At 70.2% G+C, this 18,466-nt stretch carries 14 protein-coding genes; 11 read left to right on the forward strand and 3 right to left on the reverse strand.

The genetic code is table 11. The features are described from left to right. Positions 1-87: 87 nt before the first annotated feature. Both P1K89_RS15910 and P1K89_RS15915 read left to right on the forward strand, forming a co-directional pair. Positions 88-2,076: a DNA topoisomerase IV subunit B gene (locus tag P1K89_RS15910; RefSeq protein WP_284617413.1), complete on the forward strand. Its 1,989-nt coding sequence runs from the start codon at positions 88-90 to the stop codon at positions 2,074-2,076. Positions 2,077-2,183: 107 nt separating this feature from the next. Further along, on the forward strand, positions 2,184-3,737 hold the full coding sequence (locus tag P1K89_RS15915) for a S8 family serine peptidase (RefSeq protein WP_284617414.1): 1,554 nt from the start codon (positions 2,184-2,186) through the stop codon (positions 3,735-3,737). A 66-nt stretch (positions 3,738-3,803) separates the two neighbouring features. Here P1K89_RS15915 and P1K89_RS15920 read toward each other — a convergent pair whose 3' ends face one another. Continuing rightward, complete coding sequence (locus tag P1K89_RS15920) at positions 3,804-4,295, reverse strand: MarR family winged helix-turn-helix transcriptional regulator (protein ID WP_284617415.1); 492 nt, start codon at positions 4,293-4,295, stop codon at positions 3,804-3,806. A 170-nt stretch (positions 4,296-4,465) separates the two neighbouring features. On the opposite strand from P1K89_RS15920, the gene P1K89_RS15925 reads away from it, so the two are divergent. The 9 genes from P1K89_RS15925 to P1K89_RS15965 all read left to right on the forward strand — a co-directional run bounded on the left by P1K89_RS15925 (position 4,466) and on the right by P1K89_RS15965 (position 17,485). After that, positions 4,466-6,163 carry a tannase/feruloyl esterase family alpha/beta hydrolase gene (locus P1K89_RS15925; protein WP_284617416.1) on the forward strand — a complete coding sequence of 566 codons (1,698 nt, stop codon included), beginning with the start codon at positions 4,466-4,468 and terminating at the stop codon, positions 6,161-6,163. 105 nt (positions 6,164-6,268) lie between these two features. Continuing rightward, positions 6,269-6,811, forward strand: coding sequence for a GNAT family N-acetyltransferase (locus tag P1K89_RS15930; RefSeq protein WP_284617417.1), 543 nt, complete (start codon positions 6,269-6,271; stop codon positions 6,809-6,811). Positions 6,812-6,869: 58 nt separating this feature from the next. Then, positions 6,870-8,504, forward strand: coding sequence for a long-chain fatty acid--CoA ligase (locus P1K89_RS15935; protein WP_284617418.1), 1,635 nt, complete (start codon positions 6,870-6,872; stop codon positions 8,502-8,504). A 13-nt stretch (positions 8,505-8,517) separates the two neighbouring features. Next, on the forward strand, positions 8,518-10,851 hold the full coding sequence (parC, locus tag P1K89_RS15940; protein WP_284617419.1) for a DNA topoisomerase IV subunit A: 2,334 nt from the start codon (positions 8,518-8,520) through the stop codon (positions 10,849-10,851). A gap of 17 nt (positions 10,852-10,868) precedes the next feature. Next, positions 10,869-12,095 (forward strand): MFS transporter, encoded by a 1,227-nt coding sequence (locus tag P1K89_RS15945; RefSeq protein ID WP_284617420.1) that lies wholly within the window; start codon positions 10,869-10,871, stop codon positions 12,093-12,095. 118 nt (positions 12,096-12,213) lie between these two features. Next, positions 12,214-12,549, forward strand: coding sequence for a hypothetical protein (locus P1K89_RS15950; RefSeq protein WP_284617421.1), 336 nt, complete (start codon positions 12,214-12,216; stop codon positions 12,547-12,549). 187 nt (positions 12,550-12,736) lie between these two features. Continuing rightward, entirely contained in the window at positions 12,737-14,578 is a 1,842-nt protein-coding gene (locus P1K89_RS15955) for an FAD-dependent oxidoreductase (protein WP_439897985.1), read from the forward strand. Then, positions 14,575-16,419, forward strand: coding sequence for a 2-oxoacid:acceptor oxidoreductase subunit alpha (locus P1K89_RS15960; protein ID WP_284617423.1), 1,845 nt, complete (start codon positions 14,575-14,577; stop codon positions 16,417-16,419). The genes P1K89_RS15955 and P1K89_RS15960 overlap by 4 nt, the downstream gene beginning before the upstream one ends. Before the next feature lie 10 nt (positions 16,420-16,429). Next, positions 16,430-17,485, forward strand: coding sequence for a 2-oxoacid:ferredoxin oxidoreductase subunit beta (locus P1K89_RS15965; protein ID WP_284617424.1), 1,056 nt, complete (start codon positions 16,430-16,432; stop codon positions 17,483-17,485). Here P1K89_RS15965 and P1K89_RS15970 read toward each other — a convergent pair. Further along, on the reverse strand, positions 17,466-17,957 hold the full coding sequence (locus tag P1K89_RS15970) for a disulfide bond formation protein B (RefSeq protein WP_284617425.1): 492 nt from the start codon (positions 17,955-17,957) through the stop codon (positions 17,466-17,468). The genes P1K89_RS15965 and P1K89_RS15970 overlap by 20 nt on opposite strands. Continuing rightward, complete coding sequence (locus tag P1K89_RS15975) at positions 17,954-18,415, reverse strand: RidA family protein (RefSeq protein ID WP_284617426.1); 462 nt, start codon at positions 18,413-18,415, stop codon at positions 17,954-17,956. The genes P1K89_RS15970 and P1K89_RS15975 overlap by 4 nt, the downstream gene beginning before the upstream one ends. Between the last annotated feature and the right edge of the window lie 51 nt (positions 18,416-18,466).

Genomic DNA, 18,466 nt, shown 5'->3' on the forward strand with positions numbered 1-18,466 from the left:
CGGGCTCTGCACCGCCGCACGCCGCCCCGCCGTACGCTGCCCCGCCGCGACGGCGCCCCGGGGCCCGCGTTCCTAGAATGCGCGCCCATGGCAACCAAGACACAAGCGCCGGGCACCTACGGCGAAGCCTCGATCCGCGTGCTCAAGGGCCTGGAGCCGGTGAAGCAGCGGCCGGGCATGTACACCCGCACCGACAACCCGCTGCACACCATCCAGGAGGTGATCGACAACGCGGCCGACGAGGCGCTGGCCGGCTTCGGCAAGCGCATCGCGGTGACGCAACATGCCGACGGCTCGGTCAGCGTCGACGACGACGGCCGCGGCATCCCGTTCGGCCTGCACCCGGAAGAACGCGTGCCGGTGGTCGAGATCGTCTACACCCGGCTGCATGCCGGCGGCAAGTTCGACAAGGGCGCCGGCGGCGCCTACAGCTTCTCCGGCGGCCTGCACGGCGTCGGCGTCAGCGTGACCAACGCGCTGGCGAAGCGGCTGCAGGTCACCGTGTGGCGCGAAGGCCAGGTGGCGACGATCGCCTTCTCGGGCGGCGACGTGATCGAGCCGCTGGTCATTCGCAAGGCGACGGCCGGCGAGCGCAAGCAGGGCACCAGCGTGCGGGTGTGGCCGGACCCGAAATACTTCGAGGCCGTCGAGCTGCCGAAAGCCGAGCTGACGCACCTGTTGCGCAGCAAGGCGGTGCTGATGCCGGGCGTGACCGTCACGCTAACGACCGAAAAGAGCGGCAAGGACAACGACGTGCAGACCTGGCTCTACAAGGGTGGCCTGCGCGACTACCTGATGCAGGGGCTGCCGGCCGATCCGCTGGTGCCGCTGTTCGACGGCGAGGCCTACGCCTCGGGCAACGAAACCGAGAACTTCGCCGAAGGCGAGGGTGCGGCCTGGGTGCTGGCCTTCACCGACGAAGGCAACGTGCTGCGCGAGAGCTACGTCAACCTGATCCCGACGGTGGCCGGCGGCACGCACGAGTCCGGCCTGAAGGACGGCCTGTTCGGTGCGATCAAGGCCTTCATCGAGCTGCACTCGCTGCTGCCCAAGGGCGTCAAGCTGATGCCCGAGGACGTGTTCTCGCGCGCCAGCTTCGTGCTCTCGGCCAAGGTGCTCGATCCGCAGTTCCAGGGCCAGACCAAGGAACGGCTGAACAGCCGCGACGCGCTGCGGCTGGTATCGGCCTTCGTGCGGCCGCCGCTGGAGCTGTGGCTGAACCAGCACGTCGAGTACGGACGCAAGCTCGCCGAGCTGGTGATCCGCCAGGCCCAGGCGCGCCAGCGCGCCAGCCAGAAGGTCGAGAAGCGCAAGGGCTCGGGCGTCGCGGTGCTGCCGGGCAAGCTGACCGATTGCGAATCGCGCGACATCACGCTCAACGAGGTCTTCCTCGTCGAGGGCGACTCCGCCGGCGGCTCGGCGAAGATGGGCCGCGACAAGGAGACGCAGGCCATCCTGCCGCTGCGCGGCAAGGTGCTGAACTCGTGGGAGGTCGAGCGCGACCGCCTGTTCGCGAACAACGAGATCCATGACATCGCGGTCGCGCTGGGTGTCGATCCGCATGGGCCGAGCGATACGCCCGACCTGTCGGGGCTGCGCTACGGCAAGGTCTGCATCCTCAGCGACGCCGACGTCGACGGCTCGCACATCCAGGTCCTGTTGCTGACCTTGTTCTTCCGCCACTTTCCGAAACTGGTCGAGGCCGGGCACGTCTACGTCGCCAAGCCGCCGCTGTACCGCGTCGACGCGCCGGCGCGCGGCAAGAAGCCGGCGGCCAAGCTCTACGCGCTTGACGAGGGCGAGCTCGAGGCCACGCTCGACAAGCTGCGCAAGGAAGGCGCGCGCGAAGCCGCGTGGAGCATCAGCCGCTTCAAGGGCCTGGGCGAGATGAGCGCCGAGCAGCTCTGGGAGACCACGCTGAACCCCGAGACGCGGCGCCTGCTGCCGGTGGCCTTCGGACAGGTCGGCTTCGATGCGACCGTGGTGGCGTTCGGCAAGCTGATGGGCAAGGGCGAAGCGGCGGCGCGGCGCGAGCTGATGGAGTTACATGGCGATGCAGTCGAGGTTGACATCTGATTCCTGAGATCGAGGGTTAGCCCGGGCCTCGTCTTCCGGGGATTGACGCTGCGAGAGGGGGTGCCGAGCATCACCGCTTCCCAACCGGAAGTTCATCGGTGCCCTCCATGTTCAAACCCTCCCTGATCGTCGCGGCGCTGGGCGCCGCTTTCAGCCTGACCGCGGTCTCCGTACAGGCGCAGAACAACGACCGTGTCAGCGTCGCGGTCGGCCACAAGGCCGGCGCCGCGGCGGCGGTGCGCAACGACGTCACCAAGGCCGGCGGCCGCGTGCTGCACGACATGAGCGCGGCCGACGCGATGGTGATCGAGCTGCCCGCGAAGGCGCTGGCCGCGCTCGCGAAGAACAAGAACGTCGACTTCGTCGATGCCGGCGTGCCGCGGCGCATCCTCGGCGGCAAGGGCCCGCGCTCGACGGCCCTCACGTCGACGCAGACCGTGCCCTACGGCATCCCGATGGTGCAGGCCGACCAGGTCTCGGACAGCGCCGCCGGCAATCGCAACCTGTGCATCGTCGACTCCGGCATCGACGGCACGCACGAGGACCTCGCCGCCATCCCGAAGACCGGCGAGAACTTCACCAAGTCCGGCCGCTGGGATACCGACGAGAACTCGCACGGCACGCACGTCGCCGGCACGATCGCCGCGTTGAACAACAGCGTCGGCGTGGTCGGCGTCGCGCCCTCGGGCACGCTGAAGCTGCACATCGCGAAGGTCTTCGATGCCGCCGGCAGCGCCAGCAGCGTGGTGATCGCGCGCGCGATGCTCAGCTGCTGGCAGGCCGGCTCGAACGTCGTCAGCATGTCGCTCGGCGGCGATTCGGCCAGCCCGATCGAGCAGCGCGTGAGCACGCTGCTGGCGAAGAAGGGCCTGCTGCTGATCGCGGCCGCCGGCAACGACGGCAATACCGCCACCTCGTTCCCGGCCGGCTTCCCCGAGGTGGTGTCGGTCGCCGCGATCGACGCCAACAAGGCAAGGGCCGGCTTCTCGCAGGTCAATGCCGACGTGGAGCTCGCGGCGCCCGGCGTCGCGGTGCAGTCGACGGTGCCGGCCTTCAGCCAGACCGGCAGCTCGGTGGACGTCGGCGGCATGGCGGTGCCATCGCAATCGATGGACGGTTCGCCGCGGGTGTCGGGTGCTGGCGCGCTGGCCGACTTCGCGCTCGGCGAGACGGCGACGCCGGGCAGCATGGCCGGCAAGGTCTGCCTGATCAAGCGCGGCAACATCAGCTTCGCGCAGAAAGTCGTGAACTGCCAGGCCAGCGGCGGCGCCGGCGCGGTGATCTTCAACAACACAGCCGGCGAGTTGTTCGGCACGCTCGGCGAGACGATGACGGCGATCCCCTCCGTGGGCATCACGCAGGCCGACGGCGAGGCACTGCTCGCCGGCAAGCTCGGCGAAGCGACCAGCGTCGCGGTGTTCGGGCTGCCCGACCTCTACGCGTCGTACAACGGCACGTCGATGGCCACGCCGCATGCGTCGGCCGTGGCCGCGCTGGTGTGGAGCCTGCACACCAGCTGCAGCGCCGAGCAGATCCGCGCCTCGCTGGCGAAGAGCGCGATGGACCTCGGCGCGCCGGGCCGCGACGCCGAGTTCGGCCACGGCCTGGTGCAGGCCAAGGCCGCACACGACCGCATCACGGCGCTCGGCTGCGGCCAGTAACCCGGCAGCGGCGCGCAACCGGCCGCTGCTGACCATCCGGCCCCGGGCCACGGCGCCCGGGGGCCGTCATGCCTGATCGAAGCGGATCCTCGCCAGCTTGCGCAGCAGCTCGGTGAGGATCGAGCGTTCGCCGGGTGTCAGTGCCCCCAGGCGCTGGCGCTCGCCCTCGAGGATGCGTCGCGTCGCATCGTCCACCAGCTTCTGACCGGCCGGCGTCGCGAACAACTGCTGCGCGCGCCGGTCGTCGACGCTCGCCTCGCGCCGCACCAGGTCGCGCGCCTCGAGCTTGGCCACCCACATCGTGATGTTCGGCGGCGTGACGCTCAGCGCCCGCGCCAGCCGTGCCGGCGCGATGCCGGGGTTGTCGCGGATCAGCGCGAGCACGCTGTATTCCACCGGCCTCAGCGACAGCGGTTCGCCGGCGCAGCGCTCGAAGACCTGCAGCGTCGTGATGCCGGCCTGCACCACCTGGTAACCGATGACCTCGTTCAGCGTGTCCTGGCGGAGCTCGTCGGGGGCCGATGCGCTCGGCGAGGCGAAGGGGGTCCTGCGTGCCATGGGGACATTGTCCGTGCACCGGACCCTTGACCAAAATAATGTATGCAGTGAACTAAAACATCACTTTGCGTGAGAGGGTATCACCGGATGTGAGCCGATCATTTGATTAAGTAAGTTAATCAAATGCGCGCATCGATGGCCGAGCGCGCCTGATCGAAGGAGACCCTGCCATGAGAGCTTTCCCGTCCGCCGGCCCGGTGCTGGCCGCGCTGTCCGCACTGGCGCTGGGCGCCTGCGGCGGCAGCGATGCGTCGTTGCCGCAACTGTCGCCTGCGACACCGGCATCGTTGTCGGGCACTTGCGAATCGCTGGCCGGCCGGCTGGCGACGCTGGCGAACACCAGCATCACCGCCACGTCCACCGTGGCTGCCGGCGCGCTGTCGGTCGGTGGCCAGGCGGTGCCCGAACATTGCCTCGTCACCGGCCGCATGCACCAGCGCGTCAGCGCGGTCGACGGGCAGACCTACGCCATCGGCTTCGAGATGCGGCTGCCCCGGGCGTGGAACGGCCGCTTCTTCCACCAGGCCAACGGCGGGCTCGACGGCAACGTCGTCGCCGCCACCGGCGCCACCGGAGGCGGGCCGCTGACGCACGCGCTGCACAAGGGCTTCGCGGTGATCAGCTCCGATGCCGGCCACACGGCCGCGCAGATCCCGGCGTTCGGCCTCGACCCGCAGGCGCGGCTCGACTACGGCTACCAGGCCGTCGGCAAGCTCACGCCGATGGCCAAGGGCGTGATCCAGGCCGCCTACGGCAAGGGGCCGGACCGCTCGTACATCGGCGGCTGCTCGAACGGCGGGCGGCACACGATGGTGGCCGCGGCGCGCTACGCCGACCAGTACGACGGTTTCCTCGCCGGCGCACCCGGCTACAACCTGCCGAAGGCCGCGGTGGCCAACATCTTCGGCGCGCAGCGCTATGCGGGCGTCGCGACGAACCCGGCGGACCTGTCGACCGCCTTCACCGCCGCCGAGCGCACGCTGGTGTCGCAGCGCGTGCTCGCGAAGTGCGATGCGCTCGACGGCGCGACCGACGGCCTGGTGCAGGACGTCGCCGCCTGCCAGGCGGCCTTCAGCCTCGCCAGCGACGTGCCCACCTGCAGCGGCGAGCGCGACGGCAGCTGCCTCAGCGCCGCGCAGAAGAGCGCGATCGCGCCGATCTTCAGCGGCGCGGTCACCAGCACCGGCGCGCCGGTGTATGCCAGCTTCCCGTTCGATGCCGGCCTCGGCAGCCCCGGTGTCGCGTTCTGGGAGTTCACCGCGTCGATGGTGCTCGACCCCGGCGCCGTCGGCTTCGTGTTCCAGGTGCCGCCGGTGAACCCGGCGGGCTTCAACCCGCCGCAGTTCTCGCTGACCGCGAACATCGACGCACTGGTGCAGGCGATCAACGCGAGCAACGGGACCTACACCGAATCGGCGATGAGCTTCATGACGCCGCCGAACCCGACCGCGCTCGGCACGCTCAAGGGCCGCGGCGCGAAGCTGATGGTCTACCACGGCGTCAGCGACGCGATCTTCTCGGTCAACGACACCGAGACCTGGTACCGCGGGCTGCAGTCGGCCAACAGCGGCAACGCAGCCGACTTCGCGCGCTTCTACCGCGTGCCCGGCATGGGCCACTGCAGCGGCGGACCGGCCACCGATCAGTTCGACATGCTGGCGTCGCTGGTCGACTGGGTCGAGAACGGCCGCGCGCCCGACCAGGTCACCGCGTCGGCCCGCGGTGCCGGCAACGCCGGCGGCGTGAATCCCGAAGTGCCCGCGGGCTGGGCGGCCGACCGCACGCGCCCGCTGTGCCCGTATCCGCAGGTCGCCCGCTACAAGGGCACGGGCAGCCTGGAGAGCGCGGCGAGCTTCGAGTGCCGGTAGCCAGGCGGTAGGCGGCGGGCGCGCGGCCGCACGGGCGCGCCGGTCGCACGGTCGCACGGTCGCACGGTCGCACGGTCGCACGGTCGCACGGTCGCACAATGGGCCATGACTTCGCCCGACCTGCGCCTGCGCCTGCGGCCGACGATGCTGTCGGACCTCGACTTCGTGATCTCGGTCGAGACCGACGCGCGCAACCTGCCGTTCATCACGCCCTGGGAGCGCACGCAGCATGAAGCAGCGGTGCGCATCCCCGACTTCCGGCACTTCATCGTCGAGGCCGGCGCCGAGTACGAACGCGCCGGCTTCGTCATCCTGCAGGGCTGCCGCAATCCGCAGCGCAGCGTCGAGCTCAAGCGCATCGTGCTGCAGCCCAAGGGCCACGGGCTGGGCCGCGCCTGCGTGCAGCTGCTCAAGCGCATGGCCTTCCGCGACCTGCATGCGCACCGCTTCTGGCTCGACGTCAAGTCGCTGAATATCCGCGCGCTGCAGCTCTACGCCAGCGAGGGCTTCGTCGAGGAAGGCCGGCTGCGCGAGAGCGTGCGCATCAGCATCGACGGCGCTGACGGCTACGACTCGCTGATCGTGATGAGCATGCTCGACCGCGAGTACCAGGCGCGGCTGGCGATGGGCGTCGAGGCCGCGGCCTGACGCCTGCGACGGCGCGGGCCGCCGTGCCGAACACACATCTACCCCGGGGGACGAGTCGATGCAGACCACGATGATGGACGTGCCGCTGTCGCTGAACCACCTGCTGGACCGCGCCGGCACGATCTTCCGACACAACCGCATCGTCTCGCGGCTGCCCGACAAGTCGCTGCGCCGCCACGACTACGGCCAGTGGTATCGCCGCACGCGGGCGCTGGGCTCGGCATTGCAGCGCCTGGGCCTGCGTCCGGGCGACCGCGTCGCGACCTTGTGCTGGAACCACCACGCGCACCTCGAGGCCTACTTTGGCATCCCGGCCGCCGGCGGCGTGATGCACACGCTGAACCTGCGCCTGTCGCCCGACGAGCTGGGCTGGATCGCGGCCGATGCCGAGGACCGCTTCCTGATCGTCGACGACGTGCTGCTGCCGCTGTACCGGCAGTTCGCGGCACTGCACCGCTTCGAGCAGGTGATCGTCTTCCCGTTCTCCGGTGCACCCGTGCCGCCGGAGTTCCTCGACTACGAAGCTCTGCTCGAGGCCGCCGACCCGGACGGCTTCGCCTATGCCGAGCACGGCGAGAACGACCCGGTGGCGATGTGCTACACGTCCGGCACCACCGGGCGGCCGAAGGGCGTCGTCTACTCGCACCGCTCGACCCTGCTGCACACGCTGGCCGCCGCGCTGCCCGACCACTGGGGCCTGCGCAGCAGCGACGTCGTGCTGCCGGTGACGCCGATGTTCCATGCCAACAGCTGGGGCGTGCCGTATGGGGCGGTGATGCTGGGCGTGCCGCTGGTCTTCCCCGGCCCGCATCTGCATCCCGACGATCTGCTCGACCTGATGCAGATCGAGCCGCCGACGCTCACCCTGGGCGTGCCGACGATCTGGCTCGGGCTGATCCAGGCCTACGAGCGCGCGCTGACCGAGTCGCCCGGCCGCTGGACCCTGCCGCAGGGCCTGCGCTCGCTGGTCGGCGGCGCGGCGGTGCCGGAGTCGCTGATCCGCGCCTTCGCGCGCCATGGCGTGACCATCGTGCAGGGCTGGGGCATGACCGAGACCTCGCCGCTGGCCACCGTCGCCTATCCGCGCGCCGAGCTGCGCGAAGCTGGCGAGGACGAGCGCTTCCGCCGCGCCGCGATGGCCGGCATCCCGGCGCCGTTGATCGAGCTGCGCCTGGTCACCGACGATGGCGAGGTCGCGCCCTGGGACGGCCGCACGATGGGCGAGATCCAGGTGCGCGGCCCGTTCATCACCGGCGCCTACCACCACGTGCCGCGCAGCGCCGACAAGTTCGTCGGCGACGCGCAGGGCCGGCTGTGGCTGCGCACCGGCGACGTCGCGACGATGGACGAGCTGGGCTTCCTGCGCATCACCGACCGCACCAAGGACCTGATCAAGTCCGGCGGCGAGTGGATCAGCTCGGTCGACCTCGAGAACGCGCTGATGGCGCATCCGGCGATCGCCGAGGCCGCGGTGATCGCGATCGCGGACGAGAAGTGGAGCGAACGGCCGCTCGCCTGCATCGTCTTCAAGCCGGGGCAGAATGCGGCCCCCGACGCGCTGAACGCGCACCTGCTGCAGCACGGGTTCGCACGCTGGCAGCTTCCCGACCGCTACCAGCCGATCGATGCCGTGCCCCGCACATCGACCGGCAAGTTCTGGAAGCTGAAGCTGCGCGAGATGTTCCCGCGCTGATTCCCGTTTCCCGATGGACCAGACCACCCTCGATTTCCAATCCGGGCCGCCCAGCGATGGCGGCGATGCGATCACGCTGGCGCACTACGCCGAGCGGGCCTACCTTGAATACGCGCTGTCGGTCGTCAAGGGCCGCGCGCTGCCCGATGTCTGCGACGGCGCCAAGCCGGTGCAGCGCCGCATCCTGTACTCGATGCAGCGCATGGGGCTGGGCCATGGTGCGGCCGGTGCGCCCAAGCCGGTGAAGGCCGCGCGTGTCGTCGGCGACGTGCTCGGCAAGTTCCACCCGCACGGCGACACCGCGGCCTACGACGCGCTGGTGCGCATGGCGCAGGACTTCAGCCTGCGCTACCCGCTGATCGACGGCCAGGGCAACTTCGGCAGCCGCGACGGCGACGGCGCCGCGGCGATGCGCTACACCGAGGCGCGCCTGGCCCCCATCGCGCGGCTGCTGCTCGACGAGATCGACGAAGGCACGGTCGACTACGTGCCGAACTACGACGGCTCCGAGACCGAGCCGCGCCTGCTGCCCGCGCGGCTGCCCTTCGTGCTGCTGAACGGCGCGTCGGGCATCGCGGTGGGCCTGGCCACCGAGATCCCGAGCCACAACCTGCGCGAGGTCGCCGCCGCGGCGGTCGCGCTGATCAAGGACGAGACGCTCTCCGACGACGTGCTGCACGCGCTGCTGCCCGGCCCGGACTTCCCCGGCGGCGGCCAGATCATCAGCAGTCCCGAGGAGATCCGCGAGGCCTACGCCACCGGCCGGGGCTCGCTGAAGGTGCGCGCGCGCTGGAAGATCGAGGACCTCGCGCGTGGCCAGTGGCAGCTGGTGGTCGACGAGCTGCCGCCCGGCACCAGCGCGCAGAAGGTGCTCGAGGAGATCGAGGAGCTGACCAACCCGAAGGTCAAGGCCGGCAAGAAGGCGCTCAGCGCCGAGCAGGTGCAGCTGAAGGGCACCGTGCTGTCGGTGCTCGACGCGGTGCGCGACGAGTCGGGCAAGGAGGCCGCGGTGCGGCTGGTGTTCGAGCCGAAGAGCCGCACGATCGAGCAGTCCACGCTGATCACCACGCTGCTTGCCCACACCAGCCTCGAGACCAGCGCGCCGCTGAACCTGACGATGATCGGCCGCGACGGCCGGCCGACGCAGAAGAGCCTGCGCCAGATCCTGGTCGAGTGGATCGCCTTCCGCCAGGACACGGTGCGCCGGCGCACCGAGCATCGCCTGGGCCGCGTCAAGGAACGCATCCACGTGCTCGAAGGCCGGCAGCTGGTGCTGCTGAACATCGACGAGGTGATTCGCATCATCCGCCACGCCGACGAGCCGAAGCCGGCGCTGATCGAGCGCTTCAAGCTGAGCGAGCGCCAGGCCGACGACATCCTCGACATCCGGCTGCGCCAGCTGGCCCGGCTGGAGGCGATCAAGATCGAGCAGGAGCTGAAGGGCCTGCGCGAGGATCAGGGCAAGCTCGAGGAGATCCTCGGCAGCGGCGCGGTGCTGCGGCGCACGGTGATCAAGGAGATCGAGGCCGACGTGAAGGCCCACGGCGATCAGCGCCGCACGCTGATCCAGGCCGACAAGCGCGCGGTGGCCGAGATCAAGGTGGTCGACGAACCGGTGACGGTGGTCGTCAGCATGAAGGGCTGGGTGAGGGCGCTCAAGGGCCACGAGGTCGATCCGCAGACGCTGCAGTTCAAGGCCGGCGATGCGCTGTACGGCACCTTCCCGTGCCGCAGCGTCGAGACGCTGCTGGTCTTCGGCACGCCTGCGAAGGGCTCCGGCCGCGTCTATTCGGTGGCCGTCAGCAGCCTGCCCGGCGGGCGCGGCGACGGCGCGCCGATCACCAGCCTGATCGACCTCGAGGTCGGCACGCACCCGGCCCACTACTTCGCCGGCCATGCCGACACCACGCTGCTGCTGGCCAATACCGCCGGCTTCGGACTGCTGGCCAAGGCCGGCGACATGCAGGGCCGCAACCGCGCAGGCCGCGCCTTCCTGACGTTAGGAGACCAGGACCACCTGCTGCCGCCGGTGGCGGTGGCCGCCGGCCACGCGCAGGTGGCGTGCCTGTCGATGGACGGCCGGCTGCTGCTGTTCCCGCTCGACGAGCTCAAGCTGCAGCCCAACGGCGGCAAGGGCCTGACCTTGATGGACGTCGATCCCAAGTCGCCGCTGGTCTCGGTGGCCACCTGCGCGGCGGCACTGCGCGTGATCGGCAGCGGCCGCGGCGGCAAGCCCAAGGACGAGGACCTGAAGGGCGCCGCGCTGGCCGAGCACGCCGGCAAGCGCGCGCGCAAGGGGCGCAAGGTGGAAGGGCTGCAGAAGGTGCTGCGCGTGCTGCCGGCGTGACCGGACGTCCTCCTGCGATGCCGGAGCAGGCGGCCGCGCGGCCGCCGGTCTGGCGCCAGCGCAACTACCTGCTGCTGTGGAGCGCGCAGCTGGTATCGAACCTCGGCGCCTACGCCACCGGCATCATCTACCCGCTGCTGGTGCTGGCGATGACGCAGTCGCCGACGATCGTCGGCCTCGTCTCGGCGCTGCGCATCGTGCCCTACCTGCTGCTGAGCCTTCCGGTGGGCGCGCTGATCGACCGCTGGAACCGCCGCCGCGTGATGCTGGTCTGCGATGTCGGCCGCGCGATCGCGGTCGGCAGCCTGCCGGCGGCGATGGCGGTCGATGCCCTGGTGATGCCGCACATCTACATCGTCGCGGTGATCGAGGGCACGCTGATGGTGTTCTTCAACATCGCCGAGACCGCGGCGCTGCCGCGCGTCGTCGCCAACGAGCAGCTGCCGCAGGCGGTGGCGCAGAACCAGGTCGGCTTCGCGGCGGCGGCCATCGCCGGGCCGGCGCTCGGCACCTGGCTGTACGGCAGCCTCGGCCGCAGCCTGCCGTTCGTGGTCAACGCCACGTGCTTCGCGCTGTCGGCGTTCAACATCTTCCGGCTGCGTGCGTCGTTCGCGCCGGCGTCCGATGCCGGCCGGCACGACCTGCGCTCGGAGATCGCCGAAGGCCTGCGCTGGTTGTGGCGCGACCGGCTGGTGCGGGACATGGCGCTGCTGACCGGCGTCGGCCATTTCGTCAATGCCGCGGTGCCGCTGCTGCTGATCGTGCTGGCGCAGCAGCGCGGCGTCGCCGAGGCGCAGATCGGCGTGATCTTCAGCCTCGCCGGGCTGGGCGGCATGTTCGGCGCGCTGCTCGGGCCCTGGTGCCAGCGCCGCTTCGGCTTCGGCACGGTGATCATCGGCACGCTGGCGGTGCAAGCGCTGCTGTTTCCGCTGTTCGGGCTGGCGGCCAGCGCGCTGACGCTGGGCCTGGTGCTCGGCGGCATCCAGTTCGTCGCGCCGATCTACAACGTGGTGCAGTTCAGCCACCGCATCGCGAAGATCCCCGATGGGCTGCAGGGCCGCGTCAACTCCAGCTTCCGGCTGATCGCCTTCGCGCTGCACCCGGTGGGCGCCGCGGTCTGCGGGCTGGTGCTCGAGCACGGCGGCACGACGGCGGCGCTGTGGCTGTTCGGCAGCGTGTCGGTGCTGCTGGCGCTGGCCGCCGCGCTGGATCGGCCCATCCGCGACGAAGGACGCGCGCCGTAGCGGGCTCACTGGACTACCCTCCGCACTGCGTGCTCCGGGATGAGCCCTTCGGAACGGCCGGGCGGGCTCATGCGGCGGCGCGACTCGGCACAATGGACCCGATGCACGGAGACTGCGAATGCAAGACCGATTCCGCATGCGATCGAGCGTGATGCTGGCGTTGGCCGCCGCGCTGCTCGGCGCCTGCGGCCGCAAGGACGCGCCGGCACCTGCACCCGCGCCGGCGCCCGCGGCGACCACGCCGGCGACGGCCGCGCCCGAGCCTGCGCCGACGGCGGCCCCGCCTGCAGCCGAGGCCCCGGCCGCGCCGCCGGCCACCGAAGAACGGCCGGTGCAGCCGCTCGACCGCGTGCGTCCTCGGGCCCCGGCGGCGTCACGTCCGCCGCTGCCGGTGCCGCCGCCTGCGCCGCCCGCATCGCCCGCGCCGCCCCCGCCCCCCGGCATCGTCGGATAGCGCCAGCGCGCGCCGCGACCTGCTCGCGGACTGAGAACGCGCAAACGCGCCCTTCCGGTGCGGGAGTAGACTGGTCCGCACAACGAAGGGGCGTTTGGGATCGGCCCGGGTGGTTGTTTCGGGTCGGGCCGGTCGGCTGATCGACGAGGTCAGGGCGCTCCGTGACTGCAGGAGACGCGCGCCCGTGATGCCCAGCAACGTGGCCAATCCGGCCTACTTCCACAAGGTCGTCGACTGCCAATGGGCATGTCCGGCCCACACCCCCGTGCCGGAGTACATCCGGCTGATCGCGCAGGGTCGCTACGACGACGCCTACATGGTCAACTGGGTGTCCAACGTCTTCCCCGGCATCCTCGGCCGCACCTGCGACCGGCCGTGCGAGCCGGCATGCCGGCGCGGCCGCGTCGAGGAGAAGCAGGCCGAGAAGCCGGAGCCGGTGGCGATCTGCCGCCTCAAGCGCGTGGCCGCCGACTTCAAGGGCGAGGGCATGCGGGCGATGATCCCGCGGCCGCTGCCGAAGAACGGCAAGCGCGTGGCCTGCGTCGGCGCCGGGCCGGCGTCGATGACCGTCGCGCGCGACCTCGCGTCGCAGGGGTATGCGGTCACGGTGTTCGAGGGCGATGCGAAGGCGGGCGGCTTCATGCGCACGCAGGTGCCGCGCTTCCGGCTGCCCGAGGAAGTTATCGACGAGGAATGCGGCTACATCCTGAACCTCGGCGTCGAGTTCAAGGGCGGCCGCTACATCGGCTCGATGAAGGAACTGCTCGCCGAAGGCTGGGACGCGGTCTTCGTCGGTTGCGGCGCGCCGCGTGGGCGCGACCTGAAGGTGCCAGGTCGCGACGAGGCGGCGGCACACATCCACATCGGCATCGACTGGCTGGCCTCGGTCTACTTCGGCCACGTCACCGCGGTGAAGAAGCGGGTGATCGTGCTCGGCGGCGGCAATACCGCGATGGATTGCTGCCGCTCGGCGCGGCGCCTGGGCGCCGACGACGTCAAGGTGATCGTGCGCTCGACCTTCGAGGACATGAAGGCCTCGCCGTGGGAGAAGGAAGACGCGATGCACGAGGGCATCCCGATCATCCCCTGCCACACGCCGAAGGCCTTCCTGCACGACAACGGCAAGTTGGTCGGCATGCGCTTCGAGGTCGTCGAGTCGGTCTACGACGAGCGCGGCCGCCGCACGCTGAAGCCTACCGGGCAGCCGGACGTCGACTTCGCCTGCGACGAGGTGCTGGTGGCCGTGGGCCAGGAAAACGCCTTCCCGTGGATCGAGCGCGACAGCGGGCTCGCCTTCGACGAATGGGGCATGCCGGTGGTCGATCCGGTGACCTTCCAGTCCAGCATCCCCAATGTGTTCTTCGGCGGCGATGCGGCTTTCGGCCCGAAGAACATCATCACCGCGGTGGCCCACGGCCATGAAGCGGCGGTGTCGATCGACCGCCTGCTGCACGGCGAAGCCGTGGCGCAGCGGCCGCCGCCGCACGTGAACCTGATGTCGCAGAAGATGGGCATCCACGAGTGGAGCTACGACAACGCGGTGTCGAACGACCTGCGCTTCAAGGTGCCGTGGACCGAGAAGGAGAAGGCGCTGGCCAGCATCAAGATCGAGGTCGAGCTCGGCTTCGACGCGGCCACCGCGTTCAAGGAGGCGCAGCGCTGCCTCAACTGCGACGTGCAGACGGTGTTCAGCGACAAGCTGTGCATCGAATGCGATGCCTGCGTCGACATCTGCCCGACCGACTGCATCAGCTTCACCGCCAACGCCGACGAGCCCGAGCTGCGCCAGCAGCTGAAGGCGCCGGCGCTGAACACCGATCAGGCGCTCTACGTCAGCTTGCCGCTGAAGACGCAGCGGGTGATGGTCAAGGACGAGGACGTCTGCCTGCACTGCGGCCTGTGCGCCGAGCGCTGCCCGACCGGCGCGTGGGACATGCAGAAGTTCCTGCTGCTGACGACGAAGGCGGGGCCGGCCTGTCGCGACGCGAAGACGACGTCGCTGGCCGTTCGCGCGGAGACACATGCATGAAGCGCATCGAAGCGGTCAACGATTTCGTCATCAAGTTCGCCAACGTCAACGGCTCGGGCTCGGCCTCGGCCAACGAGCTGTTCGCGAAGGCGATCCTGCGCATGGGCGTGCCGGTGAGTCCGCGCAACATCTTCCCCAGCAACATCCAGGGCCTGCCGACCTGGTACGAGGTGCGGGTGTCCGAACGCGGCTGGCTGGGCCGGCGCGGCGGCATCGACATGATGGTGGCGATGAACCCGCAGACCTGGGCGCAGGACGTCGCCGAGCTGGAGGTCGGCGGCTACCTGTTCTACGACAGCACCAAGCCGTTGCCGCCGACGGCCTTCCGGGACGACATCAACGTGATCGGCATGCCGGTCACCGCGATCTGCAACGCCACCTACGAGGACCCGCGCCAGCGCACGCTGTTCAAGAACATCATGGTGCTGGGCGCGCTGTCGGTGCTGATGGAGGTCGACGCGCAGGTCATCGAGAAGCTGCTGGCCGAGCAGTACAAGGGCAAGGAGCGGCTGCTCGAATCGAACGTGCGCGCGCTGAATTCGGGCCGCAGCTTCGCGAAGGACCACCTGAAGTCGCCGATCGGGCTGACGGTGCGCCGCGCCGATGCGGTGCGCGACCGCATCTTCGTCGACGGCAATACCGCCGCGGCGCTGGGCTGCGTCTACGGCGGCGCGACGGTCTGCGCCTGGTACCCGATCACGCCGTCGTCGTCGCTGGCCGAGGCCTTCGAGAAGTACTGCCGCAAGTACCGCGTCGACCCGGCCACCGGCCAGCACCGCTTCGCGGTGGTGCAGGCCGAGGACGAGATCGCCTCGATCGGCATGGTCACCGGCGCCGGCTGGAACGGCGCGCGCGCCTTCACCGCGACCTCGGGGCCCGGCGTGTCGCTGATGACCGAGTTCATCGGCCTCGCCTACTTCGCCGAGATCCCGATGACCATCATCGACGTGCAGCGCGGCGGCCCGTCCACCGGCATGCCCACGCGCACGCAGCAGGCCGACCTCATCAGCAGCGCCTATGCGTCGCACGGCGATACCAAGCACGTGATGCTGCTGCCGCAGGACCCGCACGAGTGTTTCGAGTTCGCGGCCGCGGCGCTGGACCTGGCGGACCGGCTGCAGACCCCGGTCTTCGTGATGACCGACCTCGACATCGGCATGAACCAGCGCCTGTCCGAGCCTTTCGCGTGGGACCCGTCGCGCCAGCTCGACCGCGGCAAGGTGATGACCGCGGAGGAACTGGAGGCCGGCAAGGAGTTCGCGCGCTACAAGGACGTCGACGGCGACGGCATCCCGTGGCGAACCTTGCCGGGCACGCATCCGACCAAGGGCGCGTACTTCACGCGCGGCACCACGCGCGACGAATACGCGCGTTATTCCGAGGCCGGCCCGCACTATCTGTACAACGTGCAGCGCCTGCTGCGCAAGTTCGCGACCGCCGCGACGCTGGTGCCGCAGCCGCTGCTGCGCGCGGCGGCGAAGAAGACGCGCCTGGGCGTGCTGTACTTCGGCTCGACCGCCCCGGCGATGGACGAAGGGCTCGAGGCGCTGGCCGCCGACGGCATCCACCTCGACGCGATGCGCCTGCGCGCCTTCCCGTTCCCGTCCAGCGTGCGCGAGTTCATCGCGATGCACGACCATGTGTTCGTCGCCGAGCAGAACCGCGACGCGCAGATGCGCACCTTGCTGATCAACGAGCTGGACATCGACCCGGCCTGGCTGATCCCGGTGCTGCATTACGACGGCACGCCGATCACCGCGCGCTTCATCACGCAATCGATCACCAAGCACGTGCATGCGCTGGCCGTCGCGCCGCGCCGCGAACGTGTGACGCCCCAATGAGCACGCGACCATGACCTACCTCACCAAACCCAAGCTGCATCACCCGACGCTGACCCGCAACAAGGTTGGCTATACGCGCCGCGACTACGAGGGCAAGGTCTCGACCTTGTGCGCCGGCTGCGGGCACGACTCGATCTCGGCGGCCATCGTGCAGGCCTGCTGGGAGCTCGACATCGCGCCGCACCGCGTCGCGAAGCTCTCGGGCATCGGCTGCAGCTCGAAGACGCCGGACTACTTCCTCGGCGCGAGCCACGGCTTCAACACCGTGCACGGCCGCATGCCCAGCGTGCTGACCGGCGCGAACCTCGCGAACCGCGAGCTGCTGTACCTGGGCGTCTCCGGCGACGGCGACTCGGCGTCGATCGGCATCGGCCAGTTCGCGCACGCGATGCGCCGCGGCGTGCGCATGGTCTACATCGTCGAGAACAACGGCGTCTACGGCCTGACCAAGGGCCAGTTCTCGGCCACCGCCGACCGCGGCTCGAAGGCCAAGAAGGGCGCGGTGAACAACGACGCGGCGATCGACCTCGTGGGCATCGCGCTGCAGCTCGGCGCCACCTACGTCGGCCGCGGCTTCTCGGGCGACAAGGCGCAGCTGGTGCCGCTGATCAAGGGTGCGATCGAGCATGGCGGCGCGGCCTTCCTCGACGTCATCAGCCCGTGCGTGGCGTTCAACAACCATGCGGGCAGCACGCGCAGCTACGACTACGTGCGCGAGCACAACGAGGCCGTCAACCGCATCGACTTCATCGACCTCGATGCCGAGGTGAACGCGGCGCCGGCGCCGGGCGAGGCGGTGGACATCCCGTCGCCCGACGGCGGCACGATGCGCTTGCGCAAGCTGCACGCCGACTACGACCCGACCGACCGCATCGCGGCGATGAACCAGGTGGCGGCCTATGCCGCGCGCGGCGAGATCGCCACCGGACTGCTCTACGTCGACCCCGAGCCGCGCGACATGCACCAGGCGCTGAACACGGTGGCGACGCCGCTGAACACGCTGCGCGAGTCCGAGCTGTGCCCGGGCCCCGAGGCGCTGGAGAAGCTCAACGCTTCCTTGCGATGATGCCCAGCACGGCGATCGTGTCGATCAGCGTGAACAGCACGAGGCTGTAGAACTCGTAGGGCACGCCGAAGAGGTTCACCTTCGCGTCGGCGCAGGACGCGTAGGCCGCGAAGACCTGCGGCAGCAGGCTGTCCAGGCCGGTGGCCGACATGAAGCGGTCGGCGAAGGTCAGGTTGCACGACGCCGAAGCCGCGGCGACGAAGTGCTGCCACAGCGCCGCGGCGATGCCGGCGCTGGCCAGCGCCGACACGCCGATGCCCACCAGCCGCTGGCCGAACGCGCGCCGCTGCAGCAGGCCGAACAGCGACCACGCGCCGATGGCGACGAAGACCAGGCGCTGCAGCACGCACCACGGGCAGGGCTGCATGTCGCGCACGTGCTGCGAGTACAGCGCGACGCCCACCGCCGCGAAGGACAGCAGCGCGATCAGCCCGAAGGTGGCCGGCGCGGTGCGCAACGACGTCGGGCTCACCCCTGGACTTCGGCAATCATCTCGATCTCGACGCAGGCGCCCAGCGGCACCTGCGCGACGCCGAAGGCGCTGCGCGCATGGGCGCCGATCGTCGCGCCGAAGACCTCGCCGATCAGGTTCGACGCGCCATTGGTCACCAGGTGCTGCTCGGTGAACGTCGGCGTCGAGTTCACCAGGCTCATCAGCTTGACGATGCGCGTGACCTTGTTCAGGTCGCCGACGGCCGCGTGCAGTGTGCCCAGCAGGTCGATGGCGATCGCGCGCGCGGCGGCCTGGCCCTCTTCGGTGCCCAGCGTCAGGCCGAGCTGGCCGACCCAGGGCTTGCCGTCCTTCTTCGCGATGTGGCCCGACAGGAACACGAGGTTGCCGGTGCGCACGAACGGCACGTAGGCGGCGGCGGGCGTGGCGACCGGGGGCAGCGTGATGCCGAGCTGCTGCAGCTTGTCGTAGACGGACATGGGGGGAGTCTCGCGAGACAGGGGTGGATGGGCCCGAACGGGGCGGCCGAA

The organism is Aquabacterium humicola (assembly GCF_030167915.1).
GTDB lineage: Bacteria > Pseudomonadota > Gammaproteobacteria > Burkholderiales > Burkholderiaceae_C > Pseudaquabacterium > Pseudaquabacterium humicola.

Coding starts and splice junctions, on each gene's coding strand:
- P1K89_RS15955 (WP_439897985.1), top strand. CDS start 12,737: ATGCCCAGCAACGTGGCCAATCCGGCCTACTTCCACAAGGTCGTCGAC.
- P1K89_RS15975 (WP_284617426.1), bottom strand. CDS start 18,415: ATGTCCGTCTACGACAAGCTGCAGCAGCTCGGCATCACGCTGCCCCCG.
- P1K89_RS15950 (WP_284617421.1), top strand. CDS start 12,214: ATGCAAGACCGATTCCGCATGCGATCGAGCGTGATGCTGGCGTTGGCC.
- P1K89_RS15925 (WP_284617416.1), top strand. CDS start 4,466: ATGAGAGCTTTCCCGTCCGCCGGCCCGGTGCTGGCCGCGCTGTCCGCA.
- P1K89_RS15930 (WP_284617417.1), top strand. CDS start 6,269: ATGACTTCGCCCGACCTGCGCCTGCGCCTGCGGCCGACGATGCTGTCG.
- P1K89_RS15935 (WP_284617418.1), top strand. CDS start 6,870: ATGCAGACCACGATGATGGACGTGCCGCTGTCGCTGAACCACCTGCTG.
- parC (WP_284617419.1), top strand. CDS start 8,518: ATGGACCAGACCACCCTCGATTTCCAATCCGGGCCGCCCAGCGATGGC.
- P1K89_RS15920 (WP_284617415.1), bottom strand. CDS start 4,295: ATGGCACGCAGGACCCCCTTCGCCTCGCCGAGCGCATCGGCCCCCGAC.
- P1K89_RS15915 (WP_284617414.1), top strand. CDS start 2,184: ATGTTCAAACCCTCCCTGATCGTCGCGGCGCTGGGCGCCGCTTTCAGC.
- P1K89_RS15960 (WP_284617423.1), top strand. CDS start 14,575: ATGAAGCGCATCGAAGCGGTCAACGATTTCGTCATCAAGTTCGCCAAC.
- P1K89_RS15965 (WP_284617424.1), top strand. CDS start 16,430: ATGACCTACCTCACCAAACCCAAGCTGCATCACCCGACGCTGACCCGC.
- P1K89_RS15910 (WP_284617413.1), top strand. CDS start 88: ATGGCAACCAAGACACAAGCGCCGGGCACCTACGGCGAAGCCTCGATC.
- P1K89_RS15945 (WP_284617420.1), top strand. CDS start 10,869: ATGCCGGAGCAGGCGGCCGCGCGGCCGCCGGTCTGGCGCCAGCGCAAC.